Origin of the sequence: Pseudomonas graminis (assembly GCF_001705435.1) — a bacterium.
Lineage (GTDB): Bacteria > Pseudomonadota > Gammaproteobacteria > Pseudomonadales > Pseudomonadaceae > Aquipseudomonas > Aquipseudomonas graminis_B.
The window spans coordinates 643,803-663,486 of the sequence record NZ_MDEN01000069.1 but is presented as its reverse complement, the minus strand read 5'-3'; the positions used below and the strand labels follow the sequence as shown (position 1 = coordinate 663,486).

Below are 19,684 nucleotides of genomic sequence, written 5' to 3'. Positions count from 1 at the left end.
AAACGCATATCTTGTAGCCCTTCGACGGCGCAGACCCTACATGTGGGGTTTTCGCCTAAATCTCAAACACAAGTCAGGGCGCGATTTCAAGGTTTTTTTCTCGCGCGTTACCTGTGTACGAAGGGCTGAATTACCCCCGAATCTACCGCTCTACCCCGCCAGCGCGAATGGCAGACCACCCAGCCTTGGGATCTGCGCGCAGCGGCACACGTGTTGCAACATCACACGCGCATTCTGCAACAGTTTTTGGGGTGACGGGCTTAAGTCCGGCACCCTTTTCGACTTCAACGCCAGGGAGGGTAAATCCGCCTTCCCATTCGTCTTGAAGTCATGGCCTGACAGTTGTCAGTTCACTGCCGCAAGACGAAACGGTGGGCGCGTACTCCGCGTCCAAACACACTTAAAGAACGTGGAGACACCCATGCAAACCGACACAACTCGCGAGAATCCGCAGGCCACCGCGCCGCAGACAGGTGCGACCCAGCAGGACCTGTCCGCCACCGCGCCGGGTCAGCTGCGTGTGATCAAGCGTAACGGCACCGTCGTTGCGTACACCGATGACAAGATCACCGTCGCCATCACCAAGGCCTTTCTCGCAGTTGAAGGCGGCACCGCTGCCGCTTCGTCGCGTATCCACGACACCGTTGCGCGCCTGACTGAACAGGTCTCCGCGACCTTCAAGCGCCGCATGCCGTCGGGCGGCACCATCCACATCGAAGAAATCCAGGATCAGGTCGAACTGGCGCTGATGCGCGCCGGCGAGCAGAAAGTTGCCCGCGACTACGTGATCTACCGCAACGAGCGCTCCAAGGAGCGTGCCGGTCGCAGCGCAGGCGAAACCCCCGTGCAAGCGCACCCGTCGATTCGCATCACCGCCAAAGACGGCAGCCTCGCGCCGCTGGACATGGGCCGCCTGAACACCATCGTCACCGAAGCGTGCGAAGGCCTGGCCGAGGTCGATGCCGACCTGATCCAGAGCGAAACCCTGAAGAACCTGTACGACGGCGTTGCCCTGACCGACGTCAACACTGCACTGGTGATGACCGCGCGTACCCTGGTCGAGCGTGAGCCGAACTACTCGTTCGTCACCGCGCGCCTGCTGATGGACACCCTGCGCGCCGAAGGCCTGGGTTTCCTCGGTGTCGCCGAAAGCGCCACCCACCACGAAATGGTCGACCTGTACGCCAAGGCGCTGCCGGCTTACGTCGAGAAAGGCATCCAGTTCGAACTGCTGAACCCTGTGCTGGCCGAATTTGACCTGGAAAAACTGGGCAAGGCGATCAACCACGAGCGCGATCAGCAGTTCACCTACCTGGGCCTGCAAACCCTGTACGACCGTTACTTCATCCACAAGGACGGTATCCGTTTCGAACTGCCGCAGATCTTCTTCATGCGTGTGGCCATGGGCCTGGCGATCGAAGAGAAAGCCCGCGAAGACCGCGCCATCGAGTTCTACAACCTGTTGTCGTCCTTCGACTACATGGCCTCGACCCCGACACTGTTCAACGCCGGCACCCTGCGTCCACAGCTGTCGAGCTGCTACCTGACCACCGTTCCGGATGACCTGTCGGGCATTTACCACGCGATCCACGACAACGCCATGCTGTCCAAATTCGCAGGCGGTCTGGGCAACGACTGGACGCCGGTTCGCGCGCTGGGCTCTTACATCAAGGGCACCAACGGCAAATCCCAGGGCGTCGTGCCGTTCCTGAAAGTGGTCAACGACACGGCCGTGGCCGTGAACCAGGGCGGCAAGCGCAAAGGCGCTGTCTGTGCCTACCTGGAAACCTGGCACATGGACATCGAAGAGTTCATCGAGCTGCGCAAGAACACCGGTGATGATCGCCGTCGTACCCACGACATGAACACCGCCAACTGGATCCCTGACCTGTTCATGAAGCGTGTCTTCGACGACGGCAAGTGGACCCTGTTCTCGCCGTCCGAAGTGCCTGATCTGCACGACCTGACCGGTAAAGCCTTCGAAGAGCGCTACGAGTACTACGAAGCGCTGACCGAGTACCCGGGCAAGGTCAAGCTGTTCAAGACCATTCAGGCCAAAGACCTGTGGCGCAAAATGCTGTCCATGCTGTTCGAAACCGGCCACCCATGGCTGACCTTCAAGGACCCGTGCAACCTGCGTTCGCCGCAGCAGCACGTGGGCGTGGTTCACAGCTCGAACCTGTGCACCGAGATCACCCTGAACACCAACAAGGACGAGATCGCGGTCTGCAACCTGGGCTCGATCAACCTGCCGAACCACATCGTCGACGGCAAGCTGGACACCGACAAGCTCAAGCGCACCATCGACGTTGCCGTGCGCATGCTCGACAACGTGATCGACATCAACTACTACTCGGTGCCGCAAGCGAAGAACTCCAACTTCCGTCACCGTCCGGTCGGTCTGGGCATCATGGGCTTCCAGGACGCGCTGTACCTGCAGCACATTCCTTACGGTTCCGATGCCGCTGTCGAATTCGCCGACCGCTCGATGGAAGCCGTCAGCTACTACGCGATCCAGGCGTCCTGCGATCTGGCGGACGAGCGCGGTGCCTACGAGACGTTCCAGGGTTCGCTATGGTCCAAAGGCATCCTGCCGCTGGATTCGCAACAGATCCTGATCGAGCAGCGTGGCCAGAAGTACATCGACGTCGACCTCAACGAATTCCTGGACTGGGCGCCTGTGCGTGCTCGCGTTCAGAAAGGCATTCGTAACTCGAACATCATGGCCATCGCACCGACCGCGACCATCGCCAACATCACCGGCGTGTCGCAGTCGATCGAGCCGACTTACCAGAACCTGTACGTGAAATCGAACCTGTCGGGCGAATTCACCGTGATCAACCCGTACCTGGTTCGCGACCTGAAAGCCCGCGATCTGTGGGACTCGGTCATGATCAACGACCTGAAGTACTACGACGGTTCGGTGCAGCAGATCGAGCGCATCCCGCAGGAGTTGAAAGACCTCTACGCGACCGCCTTCGAAGTGGACACCAAGTGGATCGTTGACGCGGCCAGCCGTCGTCAGAAGTGGATCGACCAGGCCCAGTCGCTGAACCTGTACATCGCCGGCGCTTCGGGCAAGAAGCTGGACGTGACCTACCGCATGGCCTGGTACCGTGGTCTGAAAACCACTTACTACCTCCGTGCCCTGGCCGCGACCAGCACCGAGAAGTCGACCATCAACACCGGCAAGCTGAACGCCGTTTCCAGCGGTGGACACGGCCCGGACGACTCGGCGATCACCGCCCCGCGTCCAGCCGAAGCGGCTCCGGCCGGTCCAGCGCCAGTGCCAAAAGCCTGCGCGATCGACGAGCCGGACTGCGAAGCCTGCCAGTAACAGCGCGTCAAGCGTCACCTTCGGGTGACGCCCTGATTGAAGGCTCCGCGTCCCCTAGGGCGCGGGGCCTTCTTGCGTTACACTCCCCTCATTCCCAGCCAGGAGAATGCCCATGCCAGCTGCCTCGCTAGAGTCCAAAAAAGCCTACTGCGCCAAAACGCGCCGCTCCAATTACGCCGCCAGCCTGCGTCTGGAAGGTTTCGAGAGTTCGCCCGCCGACTCCGAACGCCGCCTGCCCTCCCGGGAAGATCTGCTCACCAGCTACCGCAAAAAACAGGCCTGATGGTCGACAAATACGGCGTCGGACAGGACCCTTACTGTCCGCCCGGCAGCACCGTGCTGCGCAACCGCCTCGACCTCACCGACGCGGAAACCCTGGCCCAAGCCGAGCGCGACCTGTCCGAAGTCGCCGCCGAAGCCATCGACTTCTCCCCTCCTCCCTACGACCTGCCCTACCTGCAAGCCATCCACCGCCAGCTGTTCGCCGATCTCTATCACTGGGCGGGCGAACTGCGCACCGTCGACATCTCCAAAGACCAGACCCACTTCTGCGTGACCCACCGCATCGAGCCCGAGGCCAACAAGCTGTTCAAGGCATTGGCCGACGCGAACTGGTTTCAGGAGCTGGATCGTGGAGCCTTGATTGCGGCGAGTGCGGAGCTGTTTGGGGATCTGAACGTGGTTCATCCGTTTCGAGAAGGGAATGGGCGGGCGCAGCGGATTCTGTTTGAACACCTCATCGTGAATGCGGGGTTTGAGATCAGCTGGTGGCCGGTGGAGGCGGAGGAATGGATACGGGCGAATGTGGATGCGGTGGGGTGTGATTATGAGGGGTTGGTGCGGGTGTTTGAGCGGTGTGTTGGGGGGGCGATTGGGGTTGCGGCTGATTGACGCTCCTCGATTCAAACACCACGAGCGCGAGCGCCTTTTGTCAGGTCGGCCGTCATCGAAATGAGTAGCGTATGGGCTCGCGCATCCATGGACGGCACGTATCTCGGGCGTCTTCAGGGTCAAGGGCTTTTATGAGCCGTTGACCTGCGTCACAAACACCGGCAGATGACGAAATACGCGGTTTCACAAACACCATATCGTGTGTATTCTTACGCCCACGACCACTAGATAGGCGATTCAGAATCAGTGAATCACCGTCAGGTCAAGAAAAATCCAGCGTGCGTTCGCCCTGTCGAACGACCGCTGAAAATGACGGATATACGGGTCGCAGCACAGACGTGCGGAGCAAATTTCCGTATACTCGCGCCCCCCAATCAAGGACAACGCCATGACCACCTGCGCAGCCCAAGTCGACCAGAGTTTTATGGTCATCACTCGTCTGCCGTGTCAGCGTTCTGCTCCTCTCCCGGATGACGGCCCCCGCGCCTGACAGCCTTCACCGGAACCTCGAACACATAGATTTCAGAGAGACTTCTCTCGACCGCTGTATGGCGTGACCCGTGTCACAACAGCAGCAAACCGATTACTCAAATCCACAGGCCGCGTAAAACCGGTCCTCTAGCAGGAGCCTCCTCACCATGCTGAGCTGGGACGAATTCGACAAAGAAGACGCCGCTGAACCCGCCAAAGGCGCCAACGCCGGCCATGCTTCCGAAGCCGCGATGGACAAACTCGACAGCGCCGGTGGTGCTGCTGCGCTTGAAGCCCGCGCCGTCAGCGCAAACGACTCCGACGCCATTGCCCGCGCCAAAGCCGCGCTGGACAAGCTGGACGTCGCTGAAGGTCTTGCCGAACTCGAAGGCTCCGCCGCCCGCGTCGCGGTCGACGAAAAACGCATGATCAACTGCCGCGCCGACCTCAACCAGCTGGTGCCTTTCAAGTACGACTGGGCCTGGCAGAAATACCTCGACGGCTGCGCCAACCACTGGATGCCGCAAGAGGTCAACATGACCACGGACATCGCCCTCTGGAAAGACCCGGAAGGCCTGACCGACGACGAGCGCCGCATCGTCCTGCGCAACCTGGGCTTCTTCTCCACCGCCGACTCCCTGGTTGCCAACAACCTCGTGCTGGCCGTGTATCGCCTCATCACCAATCCTGAATGCCGCCAGTACATCCTGCGCCAGGCCTTCGAGGAAGCGATCCACACCCACGCCTACCAGTACTGCATCGAATCGCTGGGCATGGACGAAGGCGAGATCTTCAACATGTATCACGAGATCCCGTCGGTCGCCAAAAAGGCAGCCTGGGGCCTCAAATACACCCGCTCGATCTCCGATCCGAAGTTCGAAACCGGCACCGTCGAAACCGACAAAGAACTGCTGCGCAACCTGATCGCCTACTACTGCGTCCTGGAAGGCATCTTCTTCTACTGCGGCTTCACCCAGATCCTCTCCATGGGTCGCCGCAACAAAATGACCGGCGTCGCAGAACAGTTCCAGTACATCCTGCGTGACGAGTCCATGCACCTGAACTTCGGCATCGACGTGATCAACCAGATCAAAATCGAAAACCCACACCTGTGGGATGCCGAAATGAAGGAAGAAGCAACCCAGATGATCCTGCAAGGGACCCAACTGGAAATCGAATACGCCCGCGACACCATGCCTCGCGGCGTACTGGGCATGAACGCGGCGATGATGGAGGACTACCTCAAGTTCATCGCGAACCGTCGTCTGTCGCAGATTGGTCTGAAGGAAGAGTATCCAGGAACCACGAACCCGTTCCCATGGATGAGCGAGATCATGGACTTGAAGAAAGAGAAGAATTTCTTTGAGACGCGGGTTATTGAGTATCAGACAGGTGGGGCTTTGAGCTGGGATTGATTTGATCTCGACTTAGTGAGCTGCAAACGAAAGGGCTGCCAGAAATGGCGGCCCTTTTTATTGCGGACCGCCGAGCAGGCACCTTGATCGTTCCCATGCTCCGCGTGGGAATGCAGCCCTAGACGCTCCGCGTCCATCACGCCGTAGCCGACTAAACAGGCTGAAGCACCCAGCAACACCAATGCGGTACTCCCTACCACCCACTTAAACTAGCCTCCGACGCTCCGCCCCCATTCAGATTAAAGGACGAATCCATGGGCCGAAGCCGCTACATGATCACGGAAATCGATAAACCCCATTTCCTGACCTGCACCATCGTCGAATGGCTGCCGCTCTTTACCCGCCCGGCATTGGTCGACATCGTGCTTAATACATGGCGCTATCAACAAGCGAATCAGGGTCTACAGCTCTATGGGTATGTCGTCTTAGAAAATCATCTTCACTATCTCGCCCAATCACCAGACCTCGCAAAATCTGTAGCTGGGTTCAAGTCTTACACGGCGCGAAACATCATCGACTACCTCCAACTCGCGAATGCTGAGAGCACCCTCCAACGCCTTCGATTCGCTAAGCGCGCGCATAAGGTCGACCGCGTTTATCAGGTCTGGCAGGAAGGCGTGCATGCGGAGATGGTCTACAGCGAGAATGTCATGCAGCAGAAGCTCGACTACATACACCAGAACCCTGTGAAGCGAGGGTATGTCGACTTCGGGGAGCAATGGCGATATTCGAGTGCGCGTGATTATCAAGGTGAGTCGGGTTTGATCGAGGTACAACGTTGGTGCTGAAGGACGCGGAGCGTCCTGGGCTGCATTACCACGCAGAGCGTGGGAACGATCGGATCACCTGAACTTTGAAATCAAGGTGGTAGCCCGCCCGAAGTCTGAGGGGATCGGCTAATCGCGAGGCCAAGGATAAGAGGCGTAAGGCTACTAGCCAAAAATCCAAACCATTCGTACAGTGCTAGGTAATTTTTCCTACACGCGGAATGGAACAGTGCCCCCCACGTTAAGCCAGAGGATGTCGTCAAAGGAGGTTGATTCTACTCAGCCTGAGCGCGCTCAGCCGCGCTTCACCAAAGGAGAAATCTACCAACGACAGCGCGACATCCACCTCCCCTATGGAGGCAGTTATCAGCCGGGAATTACTCGCTCAACAAAATCGAGTGCTGTTTTCATATTCACCGGTAAATCCGGGGAGCAGTACGGCTACCACGATAAGAAAGACGACCTGGGTGTCTACTCCTACACAGGGGAAGGTCAGACCGGAGACATGACGCTGTCGAAAGGAAACCTCGCGATTCTGAACCATGCGCGTGAGGGGCGAGCGCTGCACCTATTTGAATCGCTGGGTCACGGAAAAGGACATCGCTATCTAGATGAGTTCTGCTGTGCAAGTTATGAATGGGGCGAAGGCCTCGACAAACACGGCAACAAGAGAAGAACTATCGTCTTCCGCTTAGTCCCCGTGAGCGTGAATGTGCAGGATGAGGTCAAACCTGATGCAGATAACGAAGAAGACGAGGCGGTGGACATGTCGCTCTCGGCCGCAAGAAAGACGGCGCTTGAGGCTTCCGACACGCCTGAGGGAGACCAAAACCTTGTGTTAAAAACTGTTTACGCTCGGAGTAAAAAAGTAAAACGCTACGTGTTACTGCGAGCAGATGGGACCTGTGAGAGCTGCGGAAAACCTGCCCCCTTCTACAAAGTCGACGGCGCTCCATACCTAGAGCCCCACCATGTAAATCGACTTTCTGACGGGGGATTGGATCACCCCAACTTCGTGGGCGGGGTGTGTCCGACGTGCCATCGCGAGATTCACTACGGGAGAGATGGCAGCAAGAAGAATGAAGAACTTCGTGTCGCGATAATGACGAAGGAGAATGCATTAGCCAAAGCTTTGCAAGAAGCTAAAAGATCGAAAAAGTCCGCAGTACCAACGTAGGTACAAGTGAATGCTCTATCGGTGTGAGTAATCCTGCCGATACATGGTTATCCGCCACGCCGCATCGCGAGCAAGCTCAATCCTACAGATTTTTGAGCGCTCGCAAAATCTCCACCCTCACGGACCAAACAAAAGACCAAGGACATGGCCAAAAAAACCTCCCTCTTCGAAGACCTGTTTCACATCGCCAGCAAACTGCCCTGGTGGATCAGCGCGCTCATTGCGATCAGCTCCGGCCTCTACCTGCACTCGGTAGCGACCGCGCCAATGCCCGTCTACTCCGACCCTCAGCATTTGCAGTCGGTAGTCTTCAGCACCATGGCGCACACCGGCGCTTTGTTTGGGCAATACCTGCTGCCATTCATCTTCACCGCCGGCGCCATCGCTTCTATCATCGGCCGCCGCAAACGCCGCAATCTCCTCGAATCCGCCGCCGCCACCAAAGGCAACCCACTGCTGAGCATCTCTTGGCACGAGTTCGAGTTACTGGTGGGCGAAGCCCTAGGCCGGCGCGGCTACTCAGTACGGGAAACAGGCAAAAACGGCCCGGACGGCGGCATTGATTTGATCGCGCGCAAGGACGGCGAGACGTACGTGGTGCAGTGCAAGCAATGGCGTTCGGTGCAGGTGGGTGTGCCGGTGGTGCGAGAGTTGTATGGCGCGATGGCGGCTGAGGGCGCGGTCGGTGGTTTCGTGGTCACCAGTGGGACATTCACCAAACCGGCGAGGGATTTTGCAGCAGGTCGCAACGTGCAACTGGTCGACGGATCAGTGTTGAAGCAGTGGATCGCCGAAGCCAAGAAGCCTGGTCCAAAGCCAACGGTCGAGGTGGCGCCAGAGCGTGTCGAGCCAGCCATCGTTGAGCCAGAGGTGGTCGTTACGCCAAGTCCCGCTCCAGCTCCGATCCCCGTTCAAGCGCCAGCTCCAACCGCGACGCCACCCGTCACACGAGAAGCCGAGCCTGAACCCGCTGCCCTGCCCCCAGCGCCTCTGTGCCCACACTGCCGCAAAACCATGGTGATACGTGTCGCGAGAACCGGCGCCAACGCGGGCGGGAATTTCTGGGGTTGTGTGGCTTATCCAAAATGCCGTGGGATCCGGGCGATTTTCGCGCCGATGACGGTGAAGTAATGCCGCAAGACCAGATGAGCACGTCAGCCAACTCCTGACGTGCTCCGCACAAACCTCGCACCAACAAGCCCCCCGCCGCGCAGACACTCTAGCGGCGTTATGAGATGGCGGTGTGTCAGTGACGAATCAGGTGCTGACACGATTTCCGCGGGCAAGCGCGCTCCTACGGTGGAAGCGTGCCTGGCAGGGACTGCCTGGCACGCTCATACAAAGCGCCGTGCCGCGAAGCACCACGAAGCCCTGAAAGTTCCGCCCTCCCCCCCTCCCCGCACATAACATTTTCGCTAACAAATAGTTACCCGGGTTTCATTTGCCCCTGCGTTCGATGCTTCGTAAGGTGGCTTCACCCCATCGAACCCGCCGAGCGCAGGAACGATGGAAACCCACACCCAAGCCGGAGAACGTCAAACGCCTGATCAGCTTTTAGCATTTTGTTTCTGTCGTTCGCTGCGTCGTTGCTCCCGACGTGGTGCCTCCAAGCTCCAAACTTCAGCCGCTCCCCAGCGGCTTTTTTTTGCTCAGGATTTGCTGAATCCGCCCTGCCATCTGCGCCGTTTCAGCGACCGGCCGAGCATGCAGACGACCGCAACCGCCGACATGCAAAACATCACCCAGCAATCGCGCCACCTCCACCATGCCACCCGCCTCCATCCCCTGCCGGGTAATAAATTGCGTACCCAACCGCAACGCCTGATGCCCCGCACGGGAAGGATCAACACAAGTGCCAATCAGAATCGCCTGCGCCTGCAACGCGTGCATCACAGCGCGCGGATCAGCATCCAGTGACAGCGGCAGCAGCAATTGATGGGTGTGCACCTCGCCGTCATTAGCCCCTATGACAGGCAAACCCGCATCGACCAACGCGCGATGCAGCGCCGCGCTGTTGCTGACGATACTGGCGGCATATTCCCGGCCAGTGGCCTGGGCCTCGGTAAGGGTGACCGCCAGGGACGGCAGTCGGCCGGCGTCGTAGTTCGCGAGCAGGCGGGTGTCGAGCAGGTTGTGCAGCGCCAGTGCATCGTCCGGGTCACGTCCGAGCACCAGCCCTTGGGGTCGACCGGGCAGGGTTTTGTAGGTGGAGCTGCTGATGAGGTCGACGCCAGCGTCAAAGGGGTTGGGGTACGTGCCGCCGGCGATCAGGCCCAGCATGTGGGAGGCGTCGAATAGCGTTTTGGCGCCGACCGCACGGGCGGCGTTGACCACCGGGGCGATGTCGTCGGCCTTGATCATGACGCTGCGGCCGAGCACGACGAGCCTGGGGCGGATTTGGGTGATCATTTCCGCCGCGCGCGCTGCGTCGAGCTGGCAGTTGCGGCGGTCGAATGGCAGGTCTTCAACCACCAGACCTGCCAATTCTGCGGTGCCGCCCCGGCGCTGGCTCAGGTGCCCGCCGTGCTCGGCAGCGGGTGCCAGCACCTTGTCGCCCGGTCGGCAGTAGGCGTGGAAGATGGCCAGGTGGGCGAGGGTGCAGCTAGCCAGGCGGACTTCGGCCCATGCCGCACCGAACAGGGTCATGGCCGCCTGGCGGGTGAAGCTTTCAAGCTCACTGACCAGTTCGGTGTCTGGCTGTTCTTTGTGGCCGGTCGGGCCCATCGCCGGGTAGGCACTGAGCGCAGGGTTATACGCGGCGATGGCGCGGGCGCTGGGGAGGTTGGCACCGGCATAGAGCATCAGGCGCTGGGTTTCCAGTTGCGGCAATCGGTCGGCACAAGCGGCGAGCAAGGCATCGAGATCACGGGGCATGGTCGGCAGCTCCCTTAATGACGAATCAACGACGAATGGAATCCGGGTGCTCGGACTCGTCCCTGACCAGCAGCATCAGGGCGTCGCGTTTTTCCAGCAGGTGGTGGCGCAGGATGCTGCTCAGGCGCTTGCCGTCCCGGGCTTGCAGGGCCTCGATCATTTCTTCGTGGTCGTGCAGTGCGCGGTCCCATTTCGGGGCTTGATGATTGGAGAGAAAGCGTAATGCATGGATGCGCCGGTTCAGCGACAGGTAGACCTGCCGCAGCGCCGAGTTGCGCGCGGCCAGGTTGATCAGGTCGTGGATGGCGCGGTTGCGCTGGTAGTAACCCGGCAGGTCGTTCTGGTTTTTGCTGACCACCATGGCGTAGTGCAGCGCTTTGATGTCTTCGATTTCCTGAGCGGTGATGCGCTCACAGGCCAGCTCCCCGGCGAAGGCTTCGATGCCGCTCATCAGTTCGAAGGTTTCGCGGATCTCCAGCTCCGACATGCGGGCAACGCTGGCGCCTCGGTTGGGATTGATTTCGATCAGCCCTTCCACGGCCAGCACCTTCAACGCTTCGCGCAACGGCGTGCGGGAGATGCCGAGGGTTTCGCACAGCTCGCGCTCGTTGAGTTTGGTGCCCGGGGCGAGCACGCCTTCGGTGATAAAGCCGCGCAGGTGATCAATGACGATGTCATGGAGGCGCTGGCGTTCGACCTTGGGAATGAGACGGGGCGCCGGTTGGTCGGATAGTTCGTCAAAATTTTGCATACAAAATCCTTATCGGACCCGCTCTGGCATCGAGTCCTTATTCGAAAATGCTCCAGTTCGCTGGGAAGATTAGCGTAATTAGGCCGTTTGACACAGCATCGCCCTGTGCTAGGTTAATTTTGAATTCAAAATACAAAACTATAAAAAACCAGGAGTCACCGATGCTGAAGCTCGATTTCCACCCTGCCGGTCGCCACTTCCTTCAGATTCCGGGGCCTAGTCCGGTTCCGGATCGCATCCTTCGCGCGATGAGTTACCCCACTATTGACCACCGCGGCCCGGAGTTCGGCGAGCTGGGGCTCAAGGTGCTGGAAGGCATCAAGCAGATCTTCAAAACCCTGCATCCGGTGGTGATTTATCCGGCGTCGGGCACCGGTGCCTGGGAAGCGGCGCTGTGCAACACCCTGAGTTCGGGTGACGAAGTGTTGATGTTCGAGACCGGCCATTTCGCCACTCTCTGGCAGAAGATGGCACTGAGTCTAGGCCTCAGGCCGCAGTTCATCGGTCGGCCCGGCATTGAAGGCTGGCGCGGCGGGGTTGATGCGCAAATGATCGAAGACCACCTGCGGGCTGACGGCGGGCATCGCATCAAGGCGGTCTGTGTTGTGCATAACGAGACCAGCACCGGCGTGACGTCGGACATCGCGTCCGTGCGCAAGGCCATTGATGCAGCGGGCCACCCTGCCCTGCTGCTGGTCGACACCATCTCCGGCCTGGCCTCCGCCGACTATCGTCATGACGAGTGGGGCGTGGACGTCACCGTCTCCGGCTCGCAGAAAGGCCTGATGCTGCCGCCGGGCATCAGCTTCAACGCCCTGTCGCCCAAAGCCATCGAGGCCAGTAAAAGCGCCGGTTTGCCCCGCAGTTTCTGGGCGTGGGACGAGATCATCGAGATGAACAAGACCGGCTACTGGCCGTACACGCCCAACACCAACTTGCTCTACGGCTTGTCCGAAGCGCTGGACATGATCCTCGGCGAAGGCTTGGACAACGTGTTCATCCGTCACAACCGTCTGGCGAAGGCGTGCCGCACCGCGGTAACCGCCTGGGGCCTGGAAATCCAGTGCGCCGACCCGAGCGTTTACAGCCCCGTGCTCACCGGCGTGATGACGCCTGAAGGCATCGACGCCGACCAGCTGCGCAAGACCATTTACGAGCGCTTCGACATGTCCCTCGGCACCGGCCTGGGCAAGATGAAAGGCCGCATGTTCCGCATCGGTCACTTGGGCGACTGTAACGATCTGATGCTGATGGCCACCCTGACCGGCTGCGAAATGGGCCTGCAGATGGCCGGCGTAAAACTTCAGTCCAGCGGCGTGCTGGCCGCCATGGATTACCTGGGAGGGCAATCGGTGCCGCTGCGACGCGACTAATGCCACACCTGGCTGCGGCACGCCCGCAGCTTTTTTGACACATCTCACTATCCCGAATCATCGCGTTGTCAGCGAACACAATAAGAAACTGGAGATAGCACATGAAGTTTTTACGTCTGCGCCCCACCACGGTGGTGCTGTTCATGCTGTGCGCCATGTATTTCATTACCTACCTGGACCGCGTCAATGTCAGCACCGCCGCCGTTGGTTTCGGTAAAGAATTCAATCTGACCAAGACCGAGATCGGCATCGTCTTCTCGGCCTTCGCGTATCCCTACCTGATCTTTCAAATCATCGGCGGCTGGGTCAGCGACCGATTTGGCGCCAAGCGCACGCTGGTGGTGTGCGGGCTGATCTGGGCCAGCGCCACGGTGCTGACCGGGCTGGCCGGCGGCTTCGTCTCGCTGATCGTCGCGCGGATTCTCCTCGGCCTCGGTGAAGGCGCGACGTTCCCCGCAGCCACGGCGGCAATGTCCCGCTGGATCCCCAAGGAAAAGCGCGGCTTCGCCCAAGGCATCACCCACGCCTTCGCCCGTCTCGGTAACGCGCTGGCGCCGGCAGCGATGATCGCGGTGATGGCCACCTACGGCTGGCGCGAATCGTTTTATGTCTGCGCGGCCACCAGTTTTGTCTGGGTCATCTTGTGGATGGCGGTGTTCACCGAGCACCCGAAAGACCACCCGCGCATCTCCAAGCAGGAACTGGACACCCTGCCGCCGCCAAAAGTGAAATCCAGCGTCGTGCTGCCATGGGGTCGCCTGTTCAAGCGCATGGCCCCGGTCACGATCGTTTACTTCTGCTACGGCTGGACGCTGTGGCTGCTGCTCAGTTGGGTGCCGATGTACTTCATGAACATGGGTCTGGATTTGAAGGGCACGGCGATTTTCGCGTCGACGGTGTTCTTCGGCGGCGTGGTCGGCGACACCCTGGGCGGCATCGTCAGTGACCGCATTTATGCGCGCACCAAGGACCTGAACAAGGCGCGCAGCCTGATGGTCGCCGTGTGCCTGGGGCTGACGCTGCTGTCGCTGGTGCCGTTGATGTTCACCAAGGACATGCACATTTCCCTGGCCTGCCTGGCGATCGGGTTTTTCTTCTCCGAGATGACCATCGGCCCGATGTGGGCGATTCCGATGGACATCGCGCCGGACCATTGCGGCACCGCCAGCGGCATGATGAACACCGGATCGGCCATGGCCGCCATCGTCAGCCCAGTGGCCGCCGGTCTGTTGATCGACAAGTTTGGCAACTGGCAGCTGCCGTTTCTGGTCAGCATTGTTCTGCTGGCGATTGGCGTCGTGCTGTCGTTCCGCATGAAGCCGCAGAACAAGTTTGACTACGGGCAGCCGGCTGCGCCGCTGACGCCGGGCGCGGAACCTTCTCCAGTGGTCAGTAAATAAAGCGACACCGGGAGCCGCCTTCGGGCGGTGCTTGATCCATAAAGCTTCAGCCCGGCACCTGCAATCGAGCCACTTCAATGGAGAACGCTTTTGGACACTGACACCCAACCTTCGCGCCTGGCGCAGCTGATCGTCGATGCGCAGAACAAGCATGATTTGTTGGGCGACCTGGATTTCGAGCTGAACCCGTCCGACCGCGACGCGGCGTACCTCACGCAGCAGAAAATCCTGCGCTTGCGTGGGGTTGAAGCGGGCGGCTGGAAGATCGGTTCGAAGTCCACGGACGGGCCGATTCAGGGCTCGCCCCTGCCCCGCGACTGCCTGTTCCCGTCGACCGGCACACTGGACCGCAGCGTCTATCCGCCGGTGGGTCTGGAGCTGGAAATCGCCTTCCGCTTCAACCGCGACTTCGGCCCGCGGGATGAGGCGTACAGCGACGATGAGGTCATGGCCGGCATCGGCGAAATGGCGGCGTCCGTCGAGGTGGTTTCCAGCCGGTTTGCGGCCTGGCCTAAGATCGAGCCGCTGACGCAACTGGCCGATCTGCTTAACCACGGCGCCCTGGTGGTGGGTGATTTCGTACCCTACGACGGGTCGTTTCCCTTTGTTGCACCGACGCTGACCTTCACGGTGAATGGCGAGAGCATCGTGCCGTCAAAAGTCGGCAATCCGGCAGGCGACCCGCGCCGGCTATTGCCGTGGCTGGTCAACCATCACACCCTGAATGGACTGCCGTTGTCCAAGGACCTGGTGATCACGACGGGTTCATACACCGGCATGCACTTCGCCCAGGGCATGGCTGAGGTGTTGGGGCAGATCGAAGGGTTGCCGCCGGTTTCATTGACGCTGGCCTGACGCTTTACCTCGCTGCCATAAAAAAACCCGCCGAGCTGGCGGGTTCTTTTTGTATGCGACGGTTTTAGTCAGGGCGGCGAACGTACGAGCGGTAAACGGGCTGCCAGAAGTCCTTCTCGATGGCCGCTGACAGTTCATCTTCCGATTGCGGTGGCGCCACACTGTCGCGCTGGGCCGCCATGCCGACGGCAAAGGCGATGCGTTTGCTGACGGCCTGAACATCCCGAAGCGGCGGCAACATCTGCCCTGCCGCTGCGCACTCAGCCAGCGCCTGGGCCGACGCCATCAGCATGCCGTCGGTGACGCGGGTGGCCTTGCTGGCGATGGCGCCGAGGCCGATACCGGGGAAGATGTAGGAGTTATTGCACTGCGCGATGGGGAAGGTTTTGCCCAGCACCTCGATGGGTAAAAACGGACTGCCCGTGGCCACCAACGCCTGCCCGTCGGTCCATTGCAGGATGTCCTTGGGGTGCGCTTCGATCTGCGAGGTCGGGTTGGACAGCGGCATGATGATCGGCTGCGGGCAATGGCTGTGCATGGTCTCGACGATCTGCTGGGTGAACAGTCCGGCCTTGCCCGACACGCCGATCAGCACGGTAGGTTTGGCGTTGCTGACCACCTCAAGCAGCGATGGCCAGTGGGCGCTGAACGCCCAGTCGTTGAGGGAATCGCTGGAGTGGGCCAGGCGCTGTTGGAAATCGTAGAGGCCCGGCTGGCGATCGGTCAGCAGCCCTTTGCTGTTCAGCAGATACACCTGACTGCGCGCCTGGGCTTCGGACAAGCCTTCGAGCTGCATGGCCGCGATGATCTGCTCGGCGATCCCACAACCCGCGGATCCGGCGCCGACAAAGGCGACGGTCTGATCGGACAAGCGCTGGCCCTTCATCTTGCAGGCGGCCAGCAAGGTACCGACGGTGACGGCGGCAGTGCCTTGGATGTCATCGTTGAAGCAGCAGAGTTGATCGCGGAAGCGCGCGAGCAACGGCATTGCATTGGTCAGCGCGAAGTCTTCGAACTGCAGAATGGCTTCCGGCCAACGGCGCTGCACGCCCTCGACGAATGCCTGCACGAACGCATCATATTCAGCGCCGCGAACACGCTCCTGGCCACGGCCGAAGTACAGCGGATCCGCCAGCAGCGCCGGGTTGTTGGTGCCGACGTCGAGTACCACCGGCAGCGTGTAGGCCGGGCTGATGCCACCGCACGCCGTGTACAACGACAACTTGCCGATGGGAATGCCCATGCCGCCGACGCCCTGATCGCCAAGGCCGAGAATGCGCTCGCAGTCGCTGACGACGATGACTTTGACGTTGTCTTTGGTGACGTTGTTGAGGATTTCGTCGATGCGGTCCTTGTCGGCGATGCTGATGAACAGGCCGCGATGGCTGCGGTAGATGCGGGAAAATTCCTGGCAGACCTTGCCGACGGTGGGGGTGTAGATGATAGGCAGCATCTCGTCGAGGTGGTCGTCGACGACGCGGTAGAAAAGTGTTTCGTTGGAGTCCTGGATCGAGCGCAGGAGGATGTGTTTGTCCAGGTCGGTCGCGCAGGCCTGGTACTGGTGATAGGCGCGGCTCGCCTGTTGTTCGATGGTTTCGACGCGTTCGGGGAGCAGGCCTTGCAGGGCCAGGGCTTCACGCTCGTCGAGGCTGAAGGCGGTGCCTTTGTTCAGCAGTGGAGTGCCCAACAACGTGGGACCGGCGAAAGGGACTTGCAAGGTGCGATCAGTGGCATGGGTCATGTCTGTCTCCTGTGCTTATTGTATTTTGAATTCAATGTACACCTTTGGCACGGAAAGCCAACCGTGGAGGGCGCTCACAATTCTTCGGACCTGCATATGGCCTGGTAGGACCGCGATCATCCAGTAGGACTGGCTTTAGCCGGGAAAGCGTCAGGCGTCCCGCTGCAAATCTTGTGTTGTACGTACCGGCCTCTTCCCGGCTGAAGCCGGTCCTACTAAACACCGCGTACACCCAGGAAATTGGCTCACGCCGCATACCCTGTGGGACCGGCTTTAGCCGGGAAGGCGTCAGGCGTCGCGCTGCAAATCTTGTGTTGTCCATGCGGGCCTCTTCCCGGCTGAAGCCGGTCCTACTAGACACCGCGTACACCCAGGAAATTGGCTCATGCCGCATACCCCGTAGGACTGGCTTTAGCCGGGAAAGCGTCGGGTGTCGCGCTGCAAATCTTGTGTTGTACATCCTGGCCCCTTCCCGGCTGAAGCCGTTCCTACTAGACACCGCGTACACCCAGGAAACTGGCTCATGCTGCATACCCCGTAGGACTGGCTTTAGCCGGGAAAGCGTCGGGCGTCTCGCTGCAAATTTTGTGTTGTACATCCTGGCCTCTTCCCGGCTGAAGCCGGTCCTACAGATACACTGCGATCATCCCGTAGGACTGGCATTAGCGAGTCCCGCTGACACCATCGCCCACATGACTATCAACCTGCCATCACCCTCAGGCAAAATGCCGGATCTTTGTAGGAATCATCCCCAGGAGTGGTCGGAATGCGTTTGTTCAGTTTAAGAACCCTGCTGGTCTGCACCGCTTTAGCCTCATGCCTGGGCATCGTCGGCGCGCAGGCGGCGTCCAAAACCAAACCCGCGCCGAAACCTTCTGGGCAAAAAGTCGCGATGCTCGGTGGCAAATTCGCCTTCACCCTGCCGAAGGACTACGTCAAAGGCCCGATGGAAGAGATCGATGCCAAGGCCAGGGCCGCTGGCGTGACCGGCTCGCTGTACATGAACAAGCCGGCCAAGCGCGTGGTGATCATCACCGAAGCGCCGTTGCCCAATGACCAGAAGGTCGGCGCCAACGACAAGCCAACCCTCGACGGCATCATCGCCGACACGCTGCAACAGCAGCAGTCCAGCTACAAGGACTTCAAGAAGCTGGGCGAGAAGAAGATCGTACGAAAAGGCCTCGGCATGCGTCAGCTTGATATCTCAGGCAGCGTAGACGGCGGCCGGGTGTTGAGCACGACGATTACGGCTGCGTACGGTAAACGCACGGCAATGGTCAACGTCATTTCCTTGGCGAAGGATGCCAAGGCCCACACCGAGGTGGTGAAGGGCGTGACCGGCGGGAAATGAGGAGTGCTGCTTTCTGGGCGGCGATTGCAGCCGAAAAAACAGCGATTCCAGCCCCCCGTCGTCAGACGCGGGTAAACAACAACAGAGGCTGAGTTACTCGGGCAGCGTCAGTTCGCTCCCGCCCGGATGCGCCTTGATGACGCTGTAAGGCAGGACCGACCATTCCGGACCTTCACACGCGCGCGCAGCACGCGCGAAAGACGGACCGAAAACGATGCCTTTTTCAGTGAAATACCACGACGGAAATTCCCAGACCGACGGGTCGGTGTAGTCGCAGTCGTCTTCGGTAGCAGGCTTCACCATGTCTGCAGGATGCGCCGCTTTCAACTGGTCAACGAGCCAAGGGGCGAAGGCTTTGCTGCGGTAGTCGGAATACGTGTCGAAACTCGTGCCACCTTCTTCATCACGTTCGTAGTGAAACGGCGCGCCCTTGCCGACCCACAGCACTTCTTCCAGCGTTAAGGCGTTACCCGTGCGGGCATCGAGATTCAGCGGCGAGTCGCCGAAGTCCGGGTGCGCGCCGCCGCAATCGTAATCGGTGAAGACGCTCAGGCTCACGATGCCGGGCGCAAGCAAGCGCGGCGTGACCGTCTGGGCAAAGTCGCCGCCGTTGCGACTCGCATTGAGCATGCACTGGTGATAGCTGACAACCTCTTGCCACAGGCGGGAGCGCAGCCGCTGATTGATAGGTGCAGCCTGCTCGGGCGAATAACCCGAGGTGATTTCAAACATCGAGACGCCCGATTCCGGCTCGACCCACCACTGCAGCGAATGGCCCATAAACGTAGCTGTGTTATCCGACTTGAGCGGCAGGTGCGTGAGCCGCAGGTAGTCGTAAGCCGACTGCTTGTAGATGTCCTGCCAACCCGATTCGGCGGAAGCATCTGGCGCGGTGATAGCGCGTTCGGCCAGTTGCACCTTGTAGGACTTGCCCTTGCTGCTCCAGTCCCCGGTCCAGCTCGCGTCCGGATTTTTATGAAGGACCAGCTTCGGCAACCTGGCCTCATCGTCGTAGCTCAGGCCTTCGGTCAGCGTCAGATCATTCCCTTTCGAGGTGCCGGACAGCGGCAGGTCCTTGTGGTACTTCTCGTAAAAATAGCGACCCGTCACGTCTTCCGGGCTGGTGAGATCCAGCTCGACGACGATGGGCGATTTTCCCAAGGTGCCTGTCAGCACATGGACCGCATTCTCGGCGTGCAGCGTGAATGGCGCGACCAGCGCGGCGAGGCAGGTGATACGCAAAACGGAGAGAGAAACAGGCATCAGACGTCCCTTGTGATG

Annotated in this window: 15 protein-coding genes; 11 read left to right on the top strand and 4 right to left on the bottom strand. The window is 60.0% G+C overall.

The window, feature by feature from the left end; all coding sequences use genetic code 11:
* Nucleotides 1-421 precede the first annotated feature (421 nt).
* The 7 genes from BBI10_RS25150 (at nt 422) to BBI10_RS25120 (ending at nt 9,189) form a co-directional block, all read left to right on the top strand.
* Entirely contained in the window at nt 422-3,337 is a 2,916-nt protein-coding gene (locus BBI10_RS25150) for a ribonucleoside-diphosphate reductase subunit alpha (protein ID WP_065992783.1), read from the top strand.
* A 112-nt stretch (nt 3,338-3,449) separates the two neighbouring features.
* A complete protein-coding gene (locus tag BBI10_RS27430) occupies nt 3,450-3,620 on the top strand; it encodes a YhfG family protein (protein ID WP_141695266.1) in 171 nt (56 codons plus the stop codon).
* A complete protein-coding gene (locus BBI10_RS25145) occupies nt 3,620-4,228 on the top strand; it encodes a putative adenosine monophosphate-protein transferase Fic (RefSeq protein ID WP_065992782.1) in 609 nt (202 codons plus the stop codon). The genes BBI10_RS27430 and BBI10_RS25145 overlap by 1 nt, the downstream gene beginning before the upstream one ends.
* Nucleotides 4,229-4,866: 638 nt before the next feature.
* Nucleotides 4,867-6,114, top strand: coding sequence for a ribonucleotide-diphosphate reductase subunit beta (locus BBI10_RS25135; protein ID WP_037012114.1), 1,248 nt, complete (start codon nt 4,867-4,869; stop codon nt 6,112-6,114).
* Between the two features lie 254 nt (nt 6,115-6,368).
* Nucleotides 6,369-6,902: an REP-associated tyrosine transposase gene (locus tag BBI10_RS25130; protein WP_065992778.1), complete on the top strand. Its 534-nt coding sequence runs from the start codon at nt 6,369-6,371 to the stop codon at nt 6,900-6,902.
* A gap of 232 nt (nt 6,903-7,134) precedes the next feature.
* Nucleotides 7,135-8,058 carry an HNH endonuclease gene (locus BBI10_RS25125; RefSeq protein WP_208600770.1) on the top strand — a complete coding sequence of 308 codons (924 nt, stop codon included), beginning with the start codon at nt 7,135-7,137 and terminating at the stop codon, nt 8,056-8,058.
* Between the two features lie 144 nt (nt 8,059-8,202).
* Entirely contained in the window at nt 8,203-9,189 is a 987-nt protein-coding gene (locus BBI10_RS25120) for a restriction endonuclease (protein ID WP_065992774.1), read from the top strand.
* 489 nt (nt 9,190-9,678) lie between these two features.
* Here BBI10_RS25120 and BBI10_RS25115 read toward each other — a convergent pair whose 3' ends face one another.
* Together BBI10_RS25115 and BBI10_RS25110 are read right to left on the bottom strand one after the other, a co-directional pair.
* Complete coding sequence (locus BBI10_RS25115; RefSeq protein WP_065992772.1) at nt 9,679-10,932, bottom strand: glycine hydroxymethyltransferase; 1,254 nt, start codon at nt 10,930-10,932, stop codon at nt 9,679-9,681.
* A gap of 25 nt (nt 10,933-10,957) precedes the next feature.
* The gene (locus BBI10_RS25110) at nt 10,958-11,683 is read right to left on the bottom strand and encodes a GntR family transcriptional regulator (RefSeq protein WP_065992768.1); all 726 of its coding nucleotides are present in this window, start codon (nt 11,681-11,683) and stop codon (nt 10,958-10,960) included.
* A gap of 161 nt (nt 11,684-11,844) precedes the next feature.
* Here BBI10_RS25110 and BBI10_RS25105 point away from each other — a divergent pair, with 161 nt between their 5' ends.
* The 3 genes from BBI10_RS25105 (at nt 11,845) to BBI10_RS25095 (ending at nt 15,311) form a co-directional block, all read left to right on the top strand.
* On the top strand, nt 11,845-13,056 hold the full coding sequence (locus BBI10_RS25105) for a pyridoxal-phosphate-dependent aminotransferase family protein (RefSeq protein WP_065992764.1): 1,212 nt from the start codon (nt 11,845-11,847) through the stop codon (nt 13,054-13,056).
* Nucleotides 13,057-13,157: 101 nt separating this feature from the next.
* Nucleotides 13,158-14,456 (top strand): MFS transporter, encoded by a 1,299-nt coding sequence (locus tag BBI10_RS25100; RefSeq protein ID WP_083233261.1) that lies wholly within the window; start codon nt 13,158-13,160, stop codon nt 14,454-14,456.
* A gap of 90 nt (nt 14,457-14,546) precedes the next feature.
* The gene (locus tag BBI10_RS25095) at nt 14,547-15,311 is read left to right on the top strand and encodes a 2-keto-4-pentenoate hydratase (RefSeq protein ID WP_065992760.1); all 765 of its coding nucleotides are present in this window, start codon (nt 14,547-14,549) and stop codon (nt 15,309-15,311) included.
* Between the two features lie 64 nt (nt 15,312-15,375).
* Here BBI10_RS25095 and BBI10_RS25090 read toward each other — a convergent pair whose 3' ends face one another.
* Nucleotides 15,376-17,052 (bottom strand): NAD-dependent malic enzyme, encoded by a 1,677-nt coding sequence (locus tag BBI10_RS25090; RefSeq protein ID WP_065992759.1) that lies wholly within the window; start codon nt 17,050-17,052, stop codon nt 15,376-15,378.
* A gap of 766 nt (nt 17,053-17,818) precedes the next feature.
* Here BBI10_RS25090 and BBI10_RS25085 point away from each other — a divergent pair.
* A complete protein-coding gene (locus BBI10_RS25085) occupies nt 17,819-18,403 on the top strand; it encodes a polyribonucleotide nucleotidyltransferase (RefSeq protein ID WP_065992758.1) in 585 nt (194 codons plus the stop codon).
* A gap of 93 nt (nt 18,404-18,496) precedes the next feature.
* On the opposite strand, the gene BBI10_RS25080 is transcribed toward BBI10_RS25085, so the two are convergent.
* A complete protein-coding gene (locus BBI10_RS25080; RefSeq protein WP_065992754.1) occupies nt 18,497-19,666 on the bottom strand; it encodes an RsiV family protein in 1,170 nt (389 codons plus the stop codon).
* Nucleotides 19,667-19,684 lie beyond the last annotated feature (18 nt).

Bases quoted from the DNA above. Each gene is read 5' to 3' on its own strand.
- BBI10_RS25150 (WP_065992783.1), top strand. From the start codon at position 422: ATGCAAACCGACACAACTCGCGAGAATCCGCAGGCCACCGCGCCGCAG.
- BBI10_RS27430 (WP_141695266.1), top strand. From the start codon at position 3,450: ATGCCAGCTGCCTCGCTAGAGTCCAAAAAAGCCTACTGCGCCAAAACG.
- BBI10_RS25145 (WP_065992782.1), top strand. From the start codon at position 3,620: ATGGTCGACAAATACGGCGTCGGACAGGACCCTTACTGTCCGCCCGGC.
- BBI10_RS25135 (WP_037012114.1), top strand. From the start codon at position 4,867: ATGCTGAGCTGGGACGAATTCGACAAAGAAGACGCCGCTGAACCCGCC.
- BBI10_RS25130 (WP_065992778.1), top strand. From the start codon at position 6,369: ATGGGCCGAAGCCGCTACATGATCACGGAAATCGATAAACCCCATTTC.
- BBI10_RS25125 (WP_208600770.1), top strand. From the start codon at position 7,135: ATGTCGTCAAAGGAGGTTGATTCTACTCAGCCTGAGCGCGCTCAGCCG.
- BBI10_RS25120 (WP_065992774.1), top strand. From the start codon at position 8,203: ATGGCCAAAAAAACCTCCCTCTTCGAAGACCTGTTTCACATCGCCAGC.
- BBI10_RS25115 (WP_065992772.1), bottom strand. From the start codon at position 10,932: ATGCCCCGTGATCTCGATGCCTTGCTCGCCGCTTGTGCCGACCGATTG.
- BBI10_RS25110 (WP_065992768.1), bottom strand. From the start codon at position 11,683: ATGCAAAATTTTGACGAACTATCCGACCAACCGGCGCCCCGTCTCATT.
- BBI10_RS25105 (WP_065992764.1), top strand. From the start codon at position 11,845: ATGCTGAAGCTCGATTTCCACCCTGCCGGTCGCCACTTCCTTCAGATT.
- BBI10_RS25100 (WP_083233261.1), top strand. From the start codon at position 13,158: ATGAAGTTTTTACGTCTGCGCCCCACCACGGTGGTGCTGTTCATGCTG.
- BBI10_RS25090 (WP_065992759.1), bottom strand. From the start codon at position 17,052: ATGACCCATGCCACTGATCGCACCTTGCAAGTCCCTTTCGCCGGTCCC.
- BBI10_RS25085 (WP_065992758.1), top strand. From the start codon at position 17,819: ATGCGTTTGTTCAGTTTAAGAACCCTGCTGGTCTGCACCGCTTTAGCC.
- BBI10_RS25080 (WP_065992754.1), bottom strand. From the start codon at position 19,666: ATGCCTGTTTCTCTCTCCGTTTTGCGTATCACCTGCCTCGCCGCGCTG.